Source organism: Lysinibacillus sphaericus OT4b.31 (assembly GCF_000392615.1).
GTDB classification, from domain to species: Bacteria; Bacillota; Bacilli; order Bacillales_A; family Planococcaceae; genus Lysinibacillus; species Lysinibacillus sphaericus_B.
Genome location: NZ_KB933398.1, coordinates 147073 through 166082 on the forward strand (window position 1 = coordinate 147073; position 19010 = coordinate 166082).

General features: G+C 39.0%; 16 protein-coding genes, 2 riboswitches and 1 other annotated feature. Of the genes, 14 read left to right on the forward strand and 2 right to left on the reverse strand.

All coding sequences use genetic code 11. The features are described from left to right. Window positions 1–25: 25 nt before the first annotated feature. On the forward strand, window positions 26–526 hold the full coding sequence (locus H131_RS00700) for a methylated-DNA--[protein]-cysteine S-methyltransferase (RefSeq protein WP_010857114.1): 501 nt from the start codon (window positions 26–28) through the stop codon (window positions 524–526). Between the two features lie 58 nt (window positions 527–584). Here the strand turns inward: H131_RS00700 and H131_RS00705 are convergent, their stop codons facing one another. Together H131_RS00705 and H131_RS00710 are read right to left on the reverse strand one after the other, a co-directional pair. Continuing rightward, window positions 585–1880 (reverse strand): ammonium transporter, encoded by a 1296-nt coding sequence (locus H131_RS00705; protein WP_010857115.1) that lies wholly within the window; start codon window positions 1878–1880, stop codon window positions 585–587. 13 nt (window positions 1881–1893) lie between these two features. Next, window positions 1894–2235 carry a P-II family nitrogen regulator gene (locus H131_RS00710; protein WP_010857116.1) on the reverse strand — a complete coding sequence of 114 codons (342 nt, stop codon included), beginning with the start codon at window positions 2233–2235 and terminating at the stop codon, window positions 1894–1896. 313 nt (window positions 2236–2548) lie between these two features. Here H131_RS00710 and H131_RS00715 point away from each other — a divergent pair, with 313 nt between their 5' ends. The 13 genes from H131_RS00715 to H131_RS00780 all read left to right on the forward strand — a co-directional run bounded on the left by H131_RS00715 (window position 2549) and on the right by H131_RS00780 (window position 18181). Further along, the gene (locus tag H131_RS00715; RefSeq protein ID WP_010857117.1) at window positions 2549–4018 is read left to right on the forward strand and encodes a nicotinate phosphoribosyltransferase; all 1470 of its coding nucleotides are present in this window, start codon (window positions 2549–2551) and stop codon (window positions 4016–4018) included. 15 nt (window positions 4019–4033) lie between these two features. Then, window positions 4034–4858, forward strand: a complete 825-nt coding sequence (nadE, locus tag H131_RS00720) for an ammonia-dependent NAD(+) synthetase (protein ID WP_010857118.1) — start codon at window positions 4034–4036, stop codon at window positions 4856–4858. Between the two features lie 166 nt (window positions 4859–5024). Further along, a complete protein-coding gene (locus tag H131_RS00725; protein WP_010857119.1) occupies window positions 5025–5345 on the forward strand; it encodes a hypothetical protein in 321 nt (106 codons plus the stop codon). Between the two features lie 438 nt (window positions 5346–5783). Next, the gene (locus H131_RS00730) at window positions 5784–6422 is read left to right on the forward strand and encodes a nitrous oxide reductase accessory protein NosL (RefSeq protein ID WP_010857120.1); all 639 of its coding nucleotides are present in this window, start codon (window positions 5784–5786) and stop codon (window positions 6420–6422) included. 57 nt (window positions 6423–6479) lie between these two features. After that, complete coding sequence (locus tag H131_RS00735) at window positions 6480–7754, forward strand: right-handed parallel beta-helix repeat-containing protein (protein WP_010857121.1); 1275 nt, start codon at window positions 6480–6482, stop codon at window positions 7752–7754. Next, entirely contained in the window at window positions 7751–8203 is a 453-nt protein-coding gene (locus H131_RS00740) for a nitrous oxide reductase accessory protein NosL (RefSeq protein ID WP_010857122.1), read from the forward strand. The genes H131_RS00735 and H131_RS00740 overlap by 4 nt, the downstream gene beginning before the upstream one ends. Further along, window positions 8200–9012: an ABC transporter permease gene (locus H131_RS00745; protein WP_010857123.1), complete on the forward strand. Its 813-nt coding sequence runs from the start codon at window positions 8200–8202 to the stop codon at window positions 9010–9012. Before H131_RS00740 ends, H131_RS00745 begins: the two co-directional genes overlap by 4 nt. Then, the gene (locus H131_RS00750; protein WP_010857124.1) at window positions 9012–9689 is read left to right on the forward strand and encodes an ABC transporter ATP-binding protein; all 678 of its coding nucleotides are present in this window, start codon (window positions 9012–9014) and stop codon (window positions 9687–9689) included. Before H131_RS00745 ends, H131_RS00750 begins: the two co-directional genes overlap by 1 nt. 293 nt (window positions 9690–9982) lie before the next feature. Further along, entirely contained in the window at window positions 9983–10927 is a 945-nt protein-coding gene (locus H131_RS00760; RefSeq protein WP_010857126.1) for an AAA family ATPase, read from the forward strand. Then, window positions 10924–12105, forward strand: coding sequence for a DUF58 domain-containing protein (locus tag H131_RS00765; RefSeq protein ID WP_010857127.1), 1182 nt, complete (start codon window positions 10924–10926; stop codon window positions 12103–12105). Before H131_RS00760 ends, H131_RS00765 begins: the two co-directional genes overlap by 4 nt. Then, window positions 12102–14285 (forward strand): transglutaminase TgpA family protein, encoded by a 2184-nt coding sequence (locus tag H131_RS00770; protein WP_010857128.1) that lies wholly within the window; start codon window positions 12102–12104, stop codon window positions 14283–14285. Before H131_RS00765 ends, H131_RS00770 begins: the two co-directional genes overlap by 4 nt. Before the next feature lie 35 nt (window positions 14286–14320). Then, a riboswitch (purine riboswitch) is annotated at window positions 14321–14422 on the forward strand. Window positions 14423–14575: 153 nt separating this feature from the next. Beyond that, the gene (guaA, locus tag H131_RS00775; RefSeq protein WP_010857129.1) at window positions 14576–16129 is read left to right on the forward strand and encodes a glutamine-hydrolyzing GMP synthase; all 1554 of its coding nucleotides are present in this window, start codon (window positions 14576–14578) and stop codon (window positions 16127–16129) included. Between the two features lie 515 nt (window positions 16130–16644). After that, window positions 16645–16746: riboswitch (purine riboswitch) on the forward strand. A 130-nt stretch (window positions 16747–16876) separates the two neighbouring features. Then, window positions 16877–18181, forward strand: coding sequence for an NCS2 family permease (locus tag H131_RS00780; protein WP_010857130.1), 1305 nt, complete (start codon window positions 16877–16879; stop codon window positions 18179–18181). Window positions 18182–18623: 442 nt separating this feature from the next. Then, window positions 18624–18996: a sequence feature (16S ribosomal RNA rRNA prediction is too short), on the forward strand. Window positions 18997–19010: the final 14 nt, after the last annotated feature.

Below are 19010 nucleotides of genomic sequence, written 5' to 3' on the forward strand. Positions count from 1 at the left end.
ACGTTATGTAAGGAGAACAGGAAAAATGGATATTTTATATGTGGATACGATAACTTATGCCCAGGGAACTATGTACATTGTTGCATCAGAAGAAGGTCTTGTTTATATTGGAACGCCCAATGCGCCATTTGATGAAGTAGAAGTGTGGGCAAAAAAGCCATTTAAAGGCTATAGCTTTGAAGTGAATAAAGAAAAATTAGAGCTATACGTTAAACAATTAACAGCTTATTTGAACGGGCAACTTACTGAATTTGATCTACCGGTTCATGTGAAGGGAACAGCTTTTCAGCTCGCTGTCTGGGATGCATTAAAAGCGCTTCCTTATGGTACAACAACATCGTACTCAGCGATCGCACAAGGAATTGGCAACCCAAAAGCGGTAAGGGCGGTTGGGAGTGCAATCGGCGCCAACCCAATATTGGCTATCATTCCGTGTCATCGTGTCATCGGGAAAAATGGTAAACTAACAGGTTTTCGTAGTGGTTTAGCAATGAAAGAATTTTTACTTCAATTAGAGAGAGCGTAAAAGAAGGAGTCGTCTCAAATGTTCTGTGAGACAGCTCCTTTTTGCCAGAAAGTTTTCTTTATACATGTTCCTCTTGTACATTTGTTGGAGATTTTCCGAAATGTGTTAGTCGTTGAGCAAATGTTTCCCCTTGTACAGCGGAACTTTTAAAGATATCTTGGTATTCATAAGCGGCCGTACCGTGTTCCATAACATCTAGACCAGCAACCTCTTCCTCCGCTGTTACACGTAATGGGATAAATGCTTTAATAATGAATAAACCAGTTGATACAGATACGCCAACCCAAGCGATTGTTGCGATGACACCAATTGCTTGAATACCAAGTAAAGCAAACCCTCCACCGTAGAATAAACCTTGACCACCAACATCGAATAATCCAACAGCGAGAGTACCCCAAATGCCACAAACACCATGAACGGCTATCGCTCCTACAGGATCATCAATTTTTAGCTTCCACTCAATGAAGCGGACACCTTCCACTAATAATGGCGCTGCAACCATACCAATTATCAGTGAACCGATAATGCTGACGTTCGCTGCACCAGCCGTAATACCTACAAGACCTGCTAACGCACCGTTTAGTGTTAAGGAGCCATCAATGTGACCGTAGCGAAATTTAGTATAGAAGGCAGTAGCGACAACACCAGCAGCAGCAGCGAAAAATGTGTTACTAATCACACTAGGTACAAGTTCGGGGTCGGCCGTTAAAGTAGATGCCCCATTAAAGCCGAACCATCCAAACCATAGTAAGAACACACCTAATGCGCCTAGTGGAATACTATGACCTGTTATAACGTTGACGCGCCCGTTTTCATATTTTCCTAGACGAGGGCCAATGATTGCTGCCGCCACAAATGCTGCTACTGCACCTGTTAAATGAACAACAGTTGAACCGGCGAAATCTACGAAACCTAGATCCGTTAACCAGCCTTGACCGCTCCAAACCCAGTGACCTACCACAGGATAAACCAATAACGTCATTAAAACGATAACTCCTATATATGCAAAAATATTCGTGCGTTCTGCTACAGCACCAGATAGGATGGTTGCACCAGTTGCTGCGAACATTGCTTGGAAGATAAAGAACGAAAGATCATCTACGCCATTTAAAGCAAAGCCATTTGTTCCGATGATACCGCCGGCTGTATCGCCAAACATAATCGCGTATCCACATAAGAAATAAACGATACCGCCAAGTGAGATGGTAAGAAAGTTTTTCATAATAATATTGACTGCGTTTTTCGATCGCGTAAATCCTGCCTCAACCATGGCAAATCCTGCATGCATAAAAAATACTAAAATTGTTCCGAGCATAACCCATACTAAATTTACAGATAACATCACTTCATCCATTTACATCGCCCCCTTAATCTACTGCAATTGATCCGACTTCTTTAGTGCGGATACGAATTGCCTGTTCTACTGGATAAATAAAGATTTTACCGTCTCCAACTTTGCCAGTCGCTGCATCACGTAATAGAACTTCCACAATGGCATCGACCTTTACATCATCGACTATCATTTCCAACTTTAGTTTTGGTAAAAATTCAATTTCATAAGTGTTCCCACGAAATAATCCCGTCCGGCCTAATTGGCGTCCACAGCCAGCAATTTCTGAAATACTTAGACCTGCAATTCCTTCTTTTGCAAGACCGTCCCTAACAGTGCCGAAAACTTCGGGACGGATAATTGCCTCTATTTTTTTCATCAAAACCAACTCCTTGCGTTAATTTAATTTACATGTTAAAACGGAGAGGTATTCAACGCAATTGTTTTTTTCGAAACACATGTAAGGTTATGTAACATTATATTTTTTGTGTGTCGTAGTAAATTGTAAAAAAGCTAATTATTTAAGGAATGTAAGCGGTGCTAAAATTTGTGTCTAAAATATGTACGATTCGAAATTTTCTGATTATTTATGTGAGGAAATCTAACATCATTTCTCTGGAATGTTAAACGCAAGAATTTGGGTATATAGTGTATACTAGGACTAATTATGATAGCGGAAGAAGGGTTTTCTTATGAGATCAAACTATGTTGACGATAGCTTAGCGTTGCACACAGACTTATATCAAATCAATATGGCGGAGTCCTATTGGGCTGATGGCATACATAATAGAAAAGCAATTTTTGAATTATATTTTAGAAAATTACCGTTTGGTAATGGCTATGCCGTGTTTGCAGGGTTAGAGCGAATGCTCGAGTATTTGCGAGATTTTCGCTTCAGTGATTCAGATATTGCGTATTTACGTGAAGTGGTTGGCTATAAAGAGGACTTTATTGATTATTTAAAGAATGTTCGATTTACAGGGGATATGTATTCAATGGTGGAAGGTGAACTTGTTTTCGCAAATGAACCAATTGTACGCATTGAAGCACCATTAGTGGAGGCGCAACTGATTGAAACGGCGCTACTAAACATTGTGAACTATCAAACCCTTATAGCAACAAAGGCCAGTCGTATTAAGCAAATTGTAAAAAATGAAACGGCCATGGAATTTGGAACACGTCGAGCGCAAGAAATGGATGCAGCTATTTGGGGAACACGTGCGGCCTTCATCGGTGGTTTTGCATCTACTAGTAACGTTCGTGCAGGTAAATTATTTAACATTCCTGTATCGGGCACACATGCGCATGCGCTTGTGCAGGCGTATAAAAATGATTACGATGCCTTTCATGCTTATGCTAAACGTCACCGTGATTGTGTATTCTTAGTGGATACTTACAACACATTGAAATCAGGTGTGCCATCAGCGATTAAAGTAGCGAAGGAACTTGGTGATAAAATTAATTTTGTTGGTATTCGCTTAGATAGCGGTGATATTGCTTTCTTGTCTAAGGAGGCACGCCGTATGCTGGATGAAGCTGGCTTCCATGATGTGAAAATCGTGGTTTCCAATGATCTCGACGAATACACGATTTTGAACTTAAAGGCGCAAGACGCACGTGTGGATGTATGGGGGATAGGTACAAAGCTTATAACGGCTTACGATCAACCTGCATTAGGGGCTGTTTATAAAATGGTTGCTATTGAAAATGATGATGGTCGGTTAGAAGATACGATTAAAATTTCTGCAAATGCTGAAAAAGTATCGACACCAGGCCTCAAAAATTTATATCGCATTATCGATCGGAAAAATGGCAAGGCAGAGGGAGACTATATTACGATGCATGATGAGGACCCTCAATCCCAAGAACGTATTAAAATGTTCCACCCGGTGCATACATTTGTATCGAAGTTTGTGACGAACTTTGAAGCGAAAAATTTACATCAACTTGTTATTAAAAATGGGGAAGTTCGCTATCAAAATCCTACTTTAGAAGAAATGCGTACTTACGCTGCGGAGAACTTGGAGTTGCTATGGGATGAATATAAACGTTCCATGAATCCAGAGGAGTATCCGGTCGATTTAAGCCAAAAATGTTGGGATAATAAGATGCGTAATATTGAAGAAGTTCGGGATATGGTCAATAGAATTGTGAAAGAGTAAGGAGTGGAAAGCGATATGACTTTACAGCAACAAATCATTCAGGAATTACGTGTATTACCGTCAATTGATGCACAAGAAGAAATTCGAAAATCCGTTGATTTTTTGAAAGCATACGCCCGTAAATATAGCTTTATAAAAGGTTTTGTACTTGGTATATCAGGTGGACAAGACTCTACTTTGACAGGAAAACTAACACAACTCGCGGTTGATGAATTAAATGCAGAGGCAGGAGAAGTGAAATATTCGTTTTGGGCAGTTCGTTTACCGTATGGCGTACAAGCAGATGAACAGGACTGTCAGGATGCCATTGATTATATAAAACCTTCGAAAACCTATACAGTAAACATCAAAGAATCGGTTGATGCCAGTGTCCGTGCATTAGCAACTGCTGATGTGGAGCTAAGTGATTTTGCAAAAGGGAATGAAAAAGCACGTGAACGAATGAAGGTACAGTTTTCTATTGCTGCGATGAAAAGCGCTGTCGTTTTAGGAACAGATCATGCGGCAGAGGCAATCACTGGTTTTTATACAAAATTCGGTGATGGTGGAGCAGATTTAATGCCGATTTATCGTCTTAACAAACGTCAAGGTAAGCATTTATTGGCGGCGTTAGATTGCCCACAGCATCTGTATTTAAAAGTACCAACAGCAGATTTAGAGGAAAATCGTCCATCATTACCAGACGAAGTGGCCTTAGGTCTGACTTATGATCAAATTGATGATTATTTAGAGGGAAAGGAAATTCCTAAAGAGGCACGTGAAAAGCTAGAAGGGCATTATTTACGATCACAACATAAACGCCATATGCCAATCACAATTTTTGATGATTTTTGGCAATAAAATAAGTTCATGGGAAAAGAGCTGACCAAAAGTGTGATTATACACTATGCGGAACAGTTCTTTTCTACTTTTTTTTATGTAATTGGTTCTGTTTGCTTGATTTCGAGCATATAATGTCGATATAAATACCTATAAAGCTGATAAAAAGAAAAGGGGGGTAATTATTTTGAGGACTTCTAGAGTAAGTGCAACGACAAACAGTACTTTTCGTAATGAACAGCAGTATTTGCATGCAGGTGACATTAGCCATAATTTCGGACAGAATCCGAAACAAAAATTTAGACAGAGCATGAGTAAAAATAAGGAAAATAAACAGCCGCTTATTAATAAACAAATGAAGCAACACGGTCTAAATAAAATAGAAGTTGCTTACGTTGACAGCGGTAGCGATCTGCAAATCCGTAATGAGCTATCTGAAACCGCTATAAAATTAAGTCGAATAAGCAAGCAAAAGAAGCGTCTCACTAGTTACCTCTCTTCTATATAACCGTCCGTGAAATTGACCCTCTCTACCATTTATGGTGGTGGGGGTTTTTGTGTTTTCAAAAAAGCAGAGTGACCACTCGAGTGAGGCTTCGTATCGCTCAGGAAACGCACGCGAACGCTCGGGTAAGTCCGTGTATCGCTCAGGAAACGCACGCGAACGCTCGGGTAAGTCCGTGTATCGCTCGGGTCCCGCGCAGAAACGCTCGGGTGAGCCTGTGTACCCACGTCCCCCAACGTAAAATCGGTTTAGCTAAAACCCATAATCGGATGCTCTAAACAAATGTCCATTCACTAAATAACCCAACAAAACCTTGATTTCGAGACGTTCAATAATTATTCAAGAAGATTTTTCCAATTCTTCACAGGGATTTTCATCTTATTTCACAACTTATCTGTAATGTATTATTTGCAACAGAAAAAAGATTTGGGGGAAGCAGTTGTGAAAAAATTATGGATACCTGTACTAGCGATTTTACTATTACTAGGAGCATGTGGTACAGAAAAAACGCAAGTAAAGGAAGATGAAACTAAGCAAGAGGTAGGGGGAAATAAATCAGAAATGCAGGATAATTCTGTGCAAGTTGCTTCGTTGGCTGATCCGCGGTTACAAGAACCGAAAGAAGATACTGTTTGTGAGATGTGTAATATGAAAGTATATATGAAGGATCATGATATGGGCGTTTTTTCTACACAAGCGATTAAAGAGGATGGGACGATTGCTTTTTATGATGACATCGGTTGCTTATTAAATGCAGAGGTAGCAAATGAAGAAACAAATGAAAAGTTTGTTCGTGATTACATTACGAAGGACTGGGCAAAGGTTGAGGATGTCACAATCGTCAAAACGGAGCTGAAATCACCGATGAACTGGGGGTATATTTATTTCACTGATAAAGCACATGCAGATAAATATATCACTGAACATCCTAAAGCGTATGTAGAAAAATTACAAAAAATAAAAGATGATGCACTAGAGCGCCGCAAAAAGAAAATGCAAGAAAAAGAAGCAAATGGTGAAGTGGAGCCAATGCAAATGGAAGAGAAGAATCATGAAGAAGGTCATGATCATAATCACTAATACTGGAAGGCTAGGGGATTCCTCTAGTCTTTTCAGGCTGAACTGGGAGGTAGTGGTATGGTGAAGAAAATAAGCAGTGTCTTATTGTTTTTTCTAGTTATGAGCCAGACGGTCTATGCAGATTTTGATGTGCAAGAAGCCATTGATGCAGCAAAACCTGGAGCAATAATTTCCATCCCTACTGGACATTACAAAGGTAACTTTGTTTTAACAAAAAAAATAACACTGCGTGGTGAACAAGGGACTGAACTTGTCGCACTTGGGAACGAGCCGGTGCTTCGTATTGACGGTTCCACTAAGGTGACGATAGAGAATATGACGTTATCGGGAACAAAACAAGCAATTGTGGCAAGTGATGTAGACGGTCTAGAGCTGCGGCATCTAAAAATGAAGGATATTCATGCGGGTGTGCATATTCAACGCTCGAAAAATGTGCGTATCCAACACATTGAAGTGACTGGTAAACAGGCGCATTATTCGAAAAAGGGCAATGGACTAGCGATTTTTCAGAGTGAAGATGTTGTGGTAGAGGACGCGAACATAAACCATGTACAGGATGGGATTTACGTGGAAGAAGTGAAGAATATACGTGTACAAAATAACACAATAGCGAACAGCCGTTACGGGATGCATTTTATGTATTCAAGTAATGCACAGGCGTCTCATAATACATATCAAAATAATGTTACGGGGCTCATGATTATGATGACAAGCAACATTTCTATCAAGGGCAATCATCTAGCAAACCACAACGGTTTAAATAGTTACAGTATGTTGTTATATGACGTACAGCAAGCGGTTGTTGAGCTAAATACAATTAAGAACAATCGAACAGGTGTGGCGTTGCAAAAAAGTACAGGTATTCACATAGCGAGTAATGATTTTCAAATGAATCAAACGGCACTCGAGGGAACGAAGGTAGATGGCCATTCAAAGGTGACGAATAATCAATTTACAGGCAATATCTTAACGGCACGCTCAGATCATCAAGGCTTTTTACTATCGAATAATTATTATGATGATTACGCGGGCATTGATTTAGAGAATGACGGTATGGGTGACGTTCCATATGTGGCTGTGTCAAGTTTTGGACAGTGGATGGTGCGTCAGCCTGTATATCAATATTTTGTGGCATCACCTAGCGTGGTTTTACTCACTTCCCTGGATCAGCAAATAAATAAAACCGAAAAGTCGGTACTCGTGGATGTTACGCCGAAGCTAATGATGGACCAAATAACGGAAAAGAGCAGAACAAATATTAAACAGTTATTACTAGGTTTTCTCATTATAATCGCTAGTGTCTGGCTATGGAGAAGAGGAATGATGGAATGAAAAAATGGATACTAATTGTCGTTGTGTGGTGCGTATTATTAGTTGGCTGTAATGAAAAAGCGTATGAACCACGTGAAATTGTTGGTGAAACGGATGTTTGCAAAATTTGCAATATGAGTATTGTTCACAATAAGTATGCAGGGCAAATTGTTTTAAAGAATGGCGATTATGAAATGTTTGATGATCTAGGGTGTCTAATGGAATATATTGATGCCAATGGAGATGAAGAGATTGGCGCTGCATTTATCAAGGATTCGACGGAAAATGAGTGGATTGATGTTTTTAAGGCGACGTTTGTTTACAGCAAAGAGTATTGGACCCCCATGAATTATGGTGTATTGGCTTTTAAAACGAAGGATGCAGCAGATAAATGGATGACTACCGAAGGAGATGGTCAGGTTCTTGTTTATAAAGATTTACAGGATTTTAATTGGGGGATTAACCAATGATGCACAGTATGCTCATGAAGCTTGAATTGAAGCAGATGTTGAGAAGTCGGTGGATGCAACTAGTAGGTTTGCTGTTTACATTCGTTTTTACAGCTATTATCGTCATTCAGCAAATGGCGTTACCTGATGTTGAAGGTTTCACGCGCCAAACAGCTTCATTTTTAAATGTATTACTATTTTTATTACCGCTATTTATTTTAACAATTGGTAGCATGAGTGTTGCTGGTGATATAGAATCGGGCTGGTTTTCTTTATTAAAGACATATCCCATGACAAGGGCACAATACATTGTCGGAAAGTATATGGCAGCTGTTTGTGCTTTTGTATTAGTTGTTGTAGTAGCGTTCGGCGTTGTGTTGGCACTTGGAGGATTTCTTGGTGGCGTGCGTTTACCACTGATCTTTATTACGTTGACGTTAATGTGTATTGTGATATTCGCATCTCTAGCAATTGTCATTGGGGCGTTTGCAAAAACAAGATTATTTGCGCTGTCTTTGTCACTTGTTTTATGGTCGTTTTTTTTATTGCTTTTATCCTACGCATTAATGGCGATTGGTACTGTAGTTGCAGGGCATATTTTACAAAAGCTAACGGTTATCGTAATACACATTAATCCCGCAGAATGGCTACGCTTTGGTTACTTCATTTTTTCTGATCAAGCGAGTGTACTTGGACCTGCGTTTTATGGAGTTACACAGTTTTACTCGTCCTATTTAGGTTATATAGTCTATGGGGCAGTAACATTTCTTTGGGTAACTATACCGTTACTATGTGCAAATAAGCTACTACAGAAAAGAGGGAAACGTTAATGTTACTTGAGGTGAAAGATTTATCGAATGTATATGAAAATAATAAAGGTCTAAAAAAAGCGTCCTTTTCTGTACGGGCAGGACGTATTTTGGCACTTGCTGGCGGTAATGGTGCGGGTAAAAGTACACTTATTCGTCTTATAACTGGTCAAGAAAAACAAAAGGCTGGGGAGCTTATTTGGCGGGAGCGACAAGCCATTCGTTTTATGCCGGACGATATAGATTTTCCATCGATGCTAACGGCAGCAGAAGTTATACAGTTACTCGCTTCGTTAAAAAAAGTAGGGCCAAATGAGCGGGAAAAGGTCTTAAAACGAGTTGGATTATGGGATGTGAAGAAACAAAAGGTTCAGCAATTTTCAAAGGGGATGCGTCAGCGTCTTAACCTAGCACAAAGTTTACTTGGGAATGGGCACTTGCTTATTTTAGATGAACCAACAAATGGTCTGGACCCCTTCTGGATTGCTGAGCTGAAAAAAATGATGTTAGAAGAAAAAGCAAAAGGTTATACAGTAGTATTCTCCACGCATCTATTAGCCTTTGCAGAGGAGGTAGCGGATGATGTGCTGGTTTTACATGAAGGGGAAATATTAATTTCCGGTGACTTGAAAGAAATCCTCGCAGAAGAAAATTGCACTACTTTAGAAAAATTATGGCTAAAAAAATTAAATTTGTAACGTTTTGATAGATAATGTCGTTATATAGTAGTAGGTGGGCTTGTTTGAAAAAACTTCAGACAAGCCTTTTTTAATGAGCTTTAAAGGGCGGCCGTGAATCTTCATCCATAAAAAATCACGAATAAGAAAAGGGAATAATGCCCATAATGGACTAAATAAAATAGCTAAATATATATTATCCAAATGATAGGAATTCCAGATAATTGTGTTACTATGAAGTTTTCGTTATGCTTAAATCAAGTTATCGTGCAATTCACACAATTGTTTGATGAAATAAGGAGGTATTTTAATTTATGAATGCACAAATACAAACTGTACTAGAGAACATAGAAAAAGTGATGATTGGGAAAAGGGAAGTAGCAGAACTAAGTATAGTGGCATTGCTCGCAAGGGGGCATGTACTATTAGAAGACGTGCCAGGTGTTGGTAAGACAATGATGGTGCGCGCACTTGCAAAATCTTTTGATGCACAGTTTAAACGTATTCAGTTCACACCTGATTTATTGCCGTCTGATGTTGTAGGTGTATCTATATACAATCCCAAAACAATGGAATTTGAATTTCGACCAGGTCCAATTATGGGCGATGTCGTGTTAGCAGATGAAATTAATCGAACATCTCCGAAAACACAATCAGCTTTATTGGAGGGAATGGAAGAAGCTTCTGTCACTATTGATGGTAATACGCTAAAAATATCTCAGCCATTTTTTGTAATGGCTACCCAAAACCCTATTGAACATGAAGGAACTTATCCACTACCAGAGGCACAGTTAGATCGATTTTTACTAAAAATAAAAATGGGTTATCCGTCAAGAAGTCAAGAGGTAGAAATACTACGCCGAGCAGAAAATGGAAAGCCAATTGAAAAGATTGATGCTGTACTATCGGTGGCACAATTAATTGAATTGCAGGAGCTTGTCCAAGGTGTCTACGTTGAAGATTCAGTTAAAAATTATATGGTTGAGCTGTCTACGCAAACGAGGGACAATAGCTATGTTCATTTAGGGGTTAGTCCACGTGCGACAATTGCTTTAATGAAGGCATCCCAGGCATATGCGTTTATAAAAGGGCGTAGTTTTGTGACACCAGATGATGTGCAGTATCTAGTACCTTTTGTCTTTAGCCACCGTATAACACTAAAGCCTGATGCGCGCTATGATAATGTAACATCCGAGGAAATTATTGAACGGATTATTGCGAAAACGCCTGTGCCCACAAAGAGGTTTGCAGAGCAATGAAAAAGTGGCGAGCTCTATTTGAGAAAAGTAAACATTTCCTATTAGTGAGTTTACTGATGCTAATAACGTTCTGTTATGCGATGTTCCAAGGGGGCTTTGTTAGCTGGTTTGTATTTTTTACCGTTAGTCCATTTTTGCTATATGCCTTTATTTTTTTACTAGTAAGGGAAGAGATAGTGGGGATAGAACGTAAAATTGAACCTTCACATGTAGAAAGTGGCCAATCAGTGAAAGTGACAATAAGCTTAGAGCGAAAAACACGCTTTCCTTTTGTTTATATGATGATGGAGGAGCTTGTTAACAGCGAATCACTTGTCCAATCAAAAGTACTAGGCACAAATGTTATTAAATTTGTTGGCTTTGCGAAAAAGTTTACTTGGAATTATACACTTGAAAGTTTACCACGTGGGGAACATCGATATTTAGGTGCAACCATTGTCTTTAGTGATTTTTTTGGATGGGCAAAGAAGCGCAGAGTAATAGAAAGAGAACAAATCGTTTTAGTGTACCCAAAGGTAAGAGAAATGGTATACGCTGCACTACAAACGAAATTAGATATTGGCACAATGATGTCACCTTATTCGGTTGTGAAGGATACATCAATGGCAGTAGGTTTACGCGAGTACGTGCCAGGTGATCGTTTTTCTTGGATTCATTGGAAATCTTTTGCGAAAACTCAAACACTGCAGTCAAAAGAATTTGAAGATCGTCAGTCTCAGGAATTGTTGTTAGTGCTTCATGTGGAGGCTTCTCCTTTATTTGAAGACAAGGTTGAGCTTGCTGCTTCCATGTTACAAACGATTGTGCGAGGACGTGGAGATATTTCTTTTGTTTCAACAGGGCCAAAAACGAAGGTGTTCCCATTCATTCAAAGTGAAAAGCAACTAGATCAAGTTATGCGTCATTTAGCTGCAATAAAACCTATCAAAAATGCTGAATTTCAATTACGTAATCAGCAAAGCTTTAAGCAGGGTGCATCACTGTTATTTGTTACGAACGAAATATCGGATGATTTACTACATAGTCTTGCCAATGCAGTGAAATACTGTATTTGTTTTGTAGTCGCAGAACAACCGCCAAAACAGACAGATATAGCAAAACGATATAAACAAATTCAAATTGTGCATGTTGATCCAACAGAGTATTATCACTTGTTCACGGAGGTGGTGAAGCCGTGAAAAAACCACTAGGAAATTTTGTGGAATTAGCAATTGCATACGTTGTTATTTTCTTTATTTTACGTGAATGGCTCGTACCAGTAATGGAGTTAACGAATACGAGTCTAATTCATTTGTTTTTAGTGTTTATTGGCTTAGCGCTTGTACTTAGTTTATTTGATGTCCATCCGTTGTTGTCGGGGCCTGTGAAACTTGGCTACATTACTTGGTTTATTGTATTTGTGTATAGCGGTAGCCCTGTGTTATCTGGAGAGACCCTACCATTTTTAATAAATGAATTGAAAGTGAATACGGCAACCATTCTTGCTGGGAACTTTGGACAAGTCTCCGATTCGTTTAGAACTGTACTATTTCTTGCGCTTATTTGGATGCTAATATACCTAATTCACCACTGGATTACTGTGCACAAGAATATTTTCTATTTCTTCTTGTTGACCGTTTTTTTCATCGCTACACTAGATACATTTAGTGATTATGACGGGAAAGTGGCAATCGTTAAAGTTGTTGTACTTGGTCTTATCATGACAGGGGTGTTATTTGTCAAGCGTTTGTGGCTTCAAACAGATACGCCAAGTGATGCAGTAGGGAAGTGGAAACTCGTTATACCAATGATTGTTTCCGTAATGATTGTAAGTTTAGTAGCCTTCTTTTTACCAAAAGGGGGACCGACATGGGCGGACCCAGTTCCATTTATCCAAAGTGTTACGGGGCAAGGAGAATCAGGAACAGGTAAAAGATCGGTTGGCTATAGTGAGGATGATAGTCAGTTGGGGGGGCCGTTCAAAGGTGATGATACACTCATTTTTACCGCTAGTTCTCGTGACCGACATTATTGGCGTATCGATACAAAGGACACCTATACCTCCAAGGGCTGGATTCACTCTAATGGCAATTTTGAAGAAGCGATTTATCAAGATAATAGCTTAATTGCTACTTCACTTCAGGTGGGACCTCCTGAAAATGAACGTGAAATTCAGATGGATATTATGGTTCCTATGCCATTTTTAATTCAAACATATGGCATGCAATACATTTCAACAGAAGATCCTACAGTACTTATTCAGAATGCGCAAACGGAAAAAATTTTGACAAAGCAACAAAATGGAGATGTTAAATTACTATCTAATTATACGATAGCTTATAGTGAACCAAACTATAGCATGCAGCAACTTCGCTTGTCGGAGCCATCGATGCTTGAAACGTTAGATCCGGATTTAAATCGCTTTTTACAACTACCAAATACGCTGCCGCAACGAGTAAAGGATTTAGCAGAAGACTTGATACAAGATAAAGCTACAGTGTATGAACAAGTAAAGGCAGTGGAAGCTTATTTTTCAAGAGGTGGCTTTAGATACGATAAAACAGCTTCGGCTATCCCAGCAGCAAATCAAGATTATGTTGATCAGTTTTTATTTGATACCAAAATTGGCTATTGTGATAACTTCTCTACTTCAATGGTTGTACTGTTGCGTTCAGTAGGTATCCCCGCACGATGGGTGAAGGGTTTTGCGCCAGGCAATATGGGACCAATATCAAGTGGTGAACGTGAGTATCGTGTAACAAATGATAATGCACATTCGTGGGTAGAAGCTTATATCCCTGGGACAGGTTGGATTGAGTTTGAACCTACAATTGGCTTTTCAGGTACTGTTAATATCGATTATGATTTACAAGATGAGCCATCGCAACAAGAGGAAGTGTTACAGCCGGAAGAACCGAAAGAGCAACCACAAAAACAACAACCGGAAACAAAAAAAGCAACGACTAGTTCTCCATTTAGCTTAAGTGACGTTTGGACGTGGTTAAAGAAACACAAATACGTATGGTTATCTGTTATTGTTTTAGTGGCTGTTGTGAGTTTAATGCTATTTATGCAACGTAAAACATGGATTCCTAAGATGCAGGTGCGTGCTTATCGTAAAAAAGAAGCGGATTGGACAAATTTTGATGCTTCTTATCAAGTGTTAACGAAGCAATTATCACGCATCGGCCTACGTCGAAAAGATGGTGAGACATTAAGGACGTTCGCGCAGCGTGTAGATGCCTCATTAGAGACTACTGAGATGCAAAAGCTAACTGCGGTGTATGAGCAACATATTTATGGCAATGATGTCAAGGACATTGATTTTGTGAAACTGAAAGAAAGTTGGGAATATTTAATCAATCGCACAATGAGTTGATTTTAGTGGGTACAAAGAGTAAAATGAAAAAAATTATATATGATTAGGATTGCTTTCATATAAGTTCGAAAATAGGGTTCGGATGTCTCTACGAAATCACCGTAAATGATTTCTCTATGAAGGTGAATGTTTTGGTTAGGTGAGAAGTTTAGAGAATCACTTTTCTTTACTACGCATTCGCCTTTATAATTCAAGAACTTATGGACGCGTAGGAAGTTTTTTACTTTCGTACGCGTTTTTATTTGAACATATGAAAAAATCCTTTAAAAATAGAAGAAGAGGTGGAAATATTGTCAGCAAGCCCTTTATTAAAAGAGCAAGAAAAAATCGTTGTTTTAGACTTCGGTAGTCAATTTAACCAATTAATTACGCGTCGTATCCGTGAATTTGGTGTGTTTAGTGAATTGCATCCTCACACAATTACAGCAGAAGAAATTAAAGGCATGAACGCAGCAGGTATCATCTTTTCAGGTGGTCCAAACTCAGTTTATGATGAAAATGCCTTCCATGTAGATCCGGCTATTTTTGAATTAGGCTTACCAATCTTAGGAATTTGCTATGGTATGCAATTAATGGCTTATACGCAAGGCGGTAAAGTTGAAGGTGCTGAAACACGTGAATACGGTAAAGCAGAAGTACAAGTAACAGTTGCTAACAAATTATTTGGTGATTTACCAACTGAACAAATCGTATGGATGAGCCATGGCGACCATGTAACAGAAGTACCTGCGGGCTTTGAAGTTATCGCAACAAGTGCTGCTTGTCCGATCGCTGCAATGGCGAACGTAGAACGCAAACTATATGCAGTACAATTCCACCCAGAAGTTCGTCACTCTGTATATGGCAATGACTTACTACGTCAATTTGTATTCGATATTTGCGGCGCTAAAGGTGATTGGTCAATGGCGAACTTTATCGAGCTTGAAATTGCTAAAATTCGCGAAACAGTTGGCGACAAAAAAGTATTATGTGCCCTTTCTGGTGGTGTGGATTCTTCGGTTGTTGCGGTACTAATTCATAAAGCAATCGGTGACCAACTTACTTGTATGTTCGTAGACCACAACTTAAACCGTAAAGGGGAAGTTGCTCAGGTTATGAAAACATTCACGGAAGATTTCGATATGAACCTTATCAAAATCGATGCACGCCAACGTTTCATGGACAAACTTGCGGGTGTTTCTGATCCAGAGAAAAAACGTAAAATTATCGGTAACGAATTTATTTACGTATTCGATGAAGAAGCATCGAAACTGGAAGGTATGGATTTCCTAGCACAAGGTACGTTATATACAGACATTATTGAATCGGGTACAACAACTGCTCAAACAATTAAATCTCACCATAATGTAGGCGGTCTGCCAGAAGACATGCAGTTCAAACTAATTGAACCACTAAAAACACTATTTAAAGACGAAGTGCGTGCTTTAGGTCTAGAGCTTGGTCTAGATGAGAAAATCGTGTGGCGTCAACCATTCCCAGGTCCTGGTCTAGGTATCCGTGTACTTGGTGAAGTAACAGAAGAAAAACTTGAAATTGTGCGTGAATCTGATTTCATTTTACGTGAAGAAATCGCAAAAGCAGGTCTAGATCGCGACATTTGGCAATACTTCACTGTATTACCTGATATCCGTTCAGTTGGCGTAATGGGCGATGCACGTACGTATGACTACGCAATCGGTATCCGTGCAGTAACATCTATCGACGGTATGACTTCTGACTGGGCACGTATCCCTTGGGATGTATTAGAAAAAATTTCTGTACGCCTAGTTAACGAAGTAAAACACGTAAACCGCGTGCTGTATGATATTACATCTAAGCCACCAGCAACGATTGAGTGGGAATAATCTAGATATTTACGTTTTAAAATGCTTTAGCAGCCTTGATTGTTCTTGCAACAATTGAGTGAAAAAAACTCTCTTTTATTTGCGTTATATGCAAATAAAGGGGAGTTTTTTTATGACTACTAATTTGAATGTCAATGGTTTTTAAAATAAAACAGGGGATAGGGACGTATACATATTAGGAAAAGTCATGAGCTTCCTTGAATATTAAATTTAAAAGTTTGTAATACTAGGGGAAACAGTATTAGTTCAATCTACTAGATGTCAATTTAAAAGGTTTTGGACTTCGGATTGGTATTAAATATAGTATTTATTAAGAGTTTATACTAATAATCATTGAGACAAGATAAAAATTTGAAGAAAAACGTAGTCTTGCAAAAGGGTTCTTTTCTACGTTTTTGTGATGTTTTTATAAAACATGAACATTAAATTAGTATTTTACACGAACTTTCGCATTTTATTTATATGAAATGTTCGGAAATAGGCTTGAAATCTGAAAAATGAAATGATATATTACAAATGTAAATTAAATAAGTCGTCGTATAATGTCGGGGATAAGGCCCGTGAGTTTCTACCAAGTTACCGTAAATAACTTGACTACGATTTAGTGTTATACGAATGTATAGACACTAATAAATTTCACACAATAGATGTGATGAAATGTATCGTAGACATGCGACTAGTAGAATAGTCAGTGTGTCTTTTTTTGTTTTCGATATTGAAGACGACAACACGGAGGATTTTTTAATAATGAAAAAGTATTTCATGTTCGATGAGCTGGGCACGAATTACCGTCGCGAAATAATCGGTGGTATTACTACTTTCCTTGCTATGGCTTATATCTTAGCAGTTAACCCGAATATCTTAAGTAATGCGGGTATGGATACAGGTGCAGTTTTTGTTGCTACGGCATTAGCGGCAGCAGTAGGTTCGCTTATTATGGGGATTTTTGCTAAGTTCCCAATTTCATTAGCTCCTGGTATGGGACTTAATGCATTTTTCGCTTTTACTGTGGTAGGAGCATATGGTATCCCATGGCAAACAGGGTTAACAGGCGTATTTTTTTCAGGGATTATTTTCATTATCCTTTCATTGACAGGTATTCGTGAAACAGTTATTAATGCAATACCAGCTCAACTCAAATATGCAGTATCAGCTGGTATTGGTTTATTTATTACATTTGTTGGCTTACAGGGTGCTGGCATTATTGAAGATAGTCCGGCAACTTTAGTTACATTAGGGTCATTTACAGGTTCAACATTATTAGCAGTATTCGGTATTATTCTTTCAGTCATCCTAATCATTAAATTCCGTAGTATCGGTATCTTCTTAGGGATGGTTATCACTGCAATCGTTGGTATGATTACTGGTGTAATTACACCACCAGAAGCAGTTGTTTCGGCGATTCCAAGTGTAGATTCAACTTTTATGGTTGCACTTAACCCAATTTTTAATGACTTTGATTCTTTACTAAACGTAAAATTTTTAGTTGTAGTGTTAACATTTTTATTCGTTGACTTCTTCGATACAGCGGGTACATTAATGGCAGTGGCAACACAAGCTGGATTGGTAAAGGACGACAAATTACCACGTGCAAGCCGTGCCTTAATGGCTGATGCACTTGCAACAACAATCGGTTCTTTGTTCGGTACTTCAACTACTACTGCTTATGTGGAATCAACTTCAGGTGTAGCTGCGGGTGCTCGTTCAGGTTTTGCTGCAGTTGTAACGGCTGTATTATTCCTAATAGCATTATTTTTCTCACCATTACTTGCTGTTGTAACTCCTGCAGTAACAGCCCCGGCACTTGTTATCGTAGGTGTATTAATGGTATCGTCTTTACGTTTAATTGATTGGGATAAATTCGAAATTGCAGTACCGGCATTCTTTACAATATTAATGATGCCTCTTGGTTATTCAATTGCAACTGGTATCGCAATTGGTTTTGTATTTTATCCAGTGACAATGCTTTTAGCAGGTCGTAAAAAAGAAATTCACCCTATGATGTACGGATTATTCTTTGTCTTCCTTGCATACTTTATCTGGGTTCGATAATTTTAATGATAGAAGCGCCACTAAACTTTCTGATGGGTGGCGCTTTTTTTCGTTCATTTGAACTTTACTATTAATATAGAAGAAACTTGTTTTATTATAAACTGAATAGTTTTACTTTAATAAAACCCTTGCAAACTATTTTTTGCGATGGTATATTTAATCACGTTGTTACGAGAACAAACGAACAACAAAACAAAAACTAAACAAAGTGTTGACAATAAGTTAACAACATGTTAAAGTATAAAAAGTTACTTAAACAGTAACTAACAACATGAACCTTGAAAACTGAACAAGCAAAACGTAATCAACAAAGTTTTTAGTAGCGAACTTCGGTACGTGAATAAAACAAAATTTTGGACATCAAAATTGATGCCAGCAAAACAATTTGAGCTTATCAAATTTCTTTTATGGAGAGTTTGATCCTGGCTCAGGACGAACGCTGGCGGCGTGCCTAATACATGCAAGTCGAGCGAATGACGAGGAAGCTTGCTTCCTCTGATTTAGCGGCGGACGGGTGAGTAACACGTGGGCAACCTACCTTATAGTTTGGGATAACTCCGGGAAACCGGGGCTAATACCAAATAATCTCTTTTACTTCATGGTGAAAGACTGAAAGACGGTTTCGGCTGTCGCTATAGGATGGGCCCGCGGCGCATTAGCTAGTTGGTGAGGTAACGGCTCACCAAGGCAACGATGCGTAGCCGACCTGAGAGGGTGATCGGCCACACTGGGACTGAGACACGGCCCAGACTCCTACGGGAGGCAGCAGTAGGGAATCTTCCACAATGGGCGAAAGCCTGATGGAGCAACGCCGCGTGAGTGAAGAAGG

Coding starts and splice junctions, on each gene's coding strand:
- H131_RS00700 (WP_010857114.1), top strand. CDS start 26: ATGGATATTTTATATGTGGATACGATAACTTATGCCCAGGGAACTATG.
- H131_RS00705 (WP_010857115.1), bottom strand. CDS start 1,880: ATGGATGAAGTGATGTTATCTGTAAATTTAGTATGGGTTATGCTCGGA.
- H131_RS00710 (WP_010857116.1), bottom strand. CDS start 2,235: ATGAAAAAAATAGAGGCAATTATCCGTCCCGAAGTTTTCGGCACTGTT.
- H131_RS00715 (WP_010857117.1), top strand. CDS start 2,549: ATGAGATCAAACTATGTTGACGATAGCTTAGCGTTGCACACAGACTTA.
- nadE (WP_010857118.1), top strand. CDS start 4,034: ATGACTTTACAGCAACAAATCATTCAGGAATTACGTGTATTACCGTCA.
- H131_RS00735 (WP_010857121.1), top strand. CDS start 6,480: ATGGTGAAGAAAATAAGCAGTGTCTTATTGTTTTTTCTAGTTATGAGC.
- H131_RS00740 (WP_010857122.1), top strand. CDS start 7,751: ATGAAAAAATGGATACTAATTGTCGTTGTGTGGTGCGTATTATTAGTT.
- H131_RS00745 (WP_010857123.1), top strand. CDS start 8,200: ATGATGCACAGTATGCTCATGAAGCTTGAATTGAAGCAGATGTTGAGA.
- H131_RS00750 (WP_010857124.1), top strand. CDS start 9,012: ATGTTACTTGAGGTGAAAGATTTATCGAATGTATATGAAAATAATAAA.
- H131_RS00760 (WP_010857126.1), top strand. CDS start 9,983: ATGAATGCACAAATACAAACTGTACTAGAGAACATAGAAAAAGTGATG.
- H131_RS00765 (WP_010857127.1), top strand. CDS start 10,924: ATGAAAAAGTGGCGAGCTCTATTTGAGAAAAGTAAACATTTCCTATTA.
- H131_RS00780 (WP_010857130.1), top strand. CDS start 16,877: ATGAAAAAGTATTTCATGTTCGATGAGCTGGGCACGAATTACCGTCGC.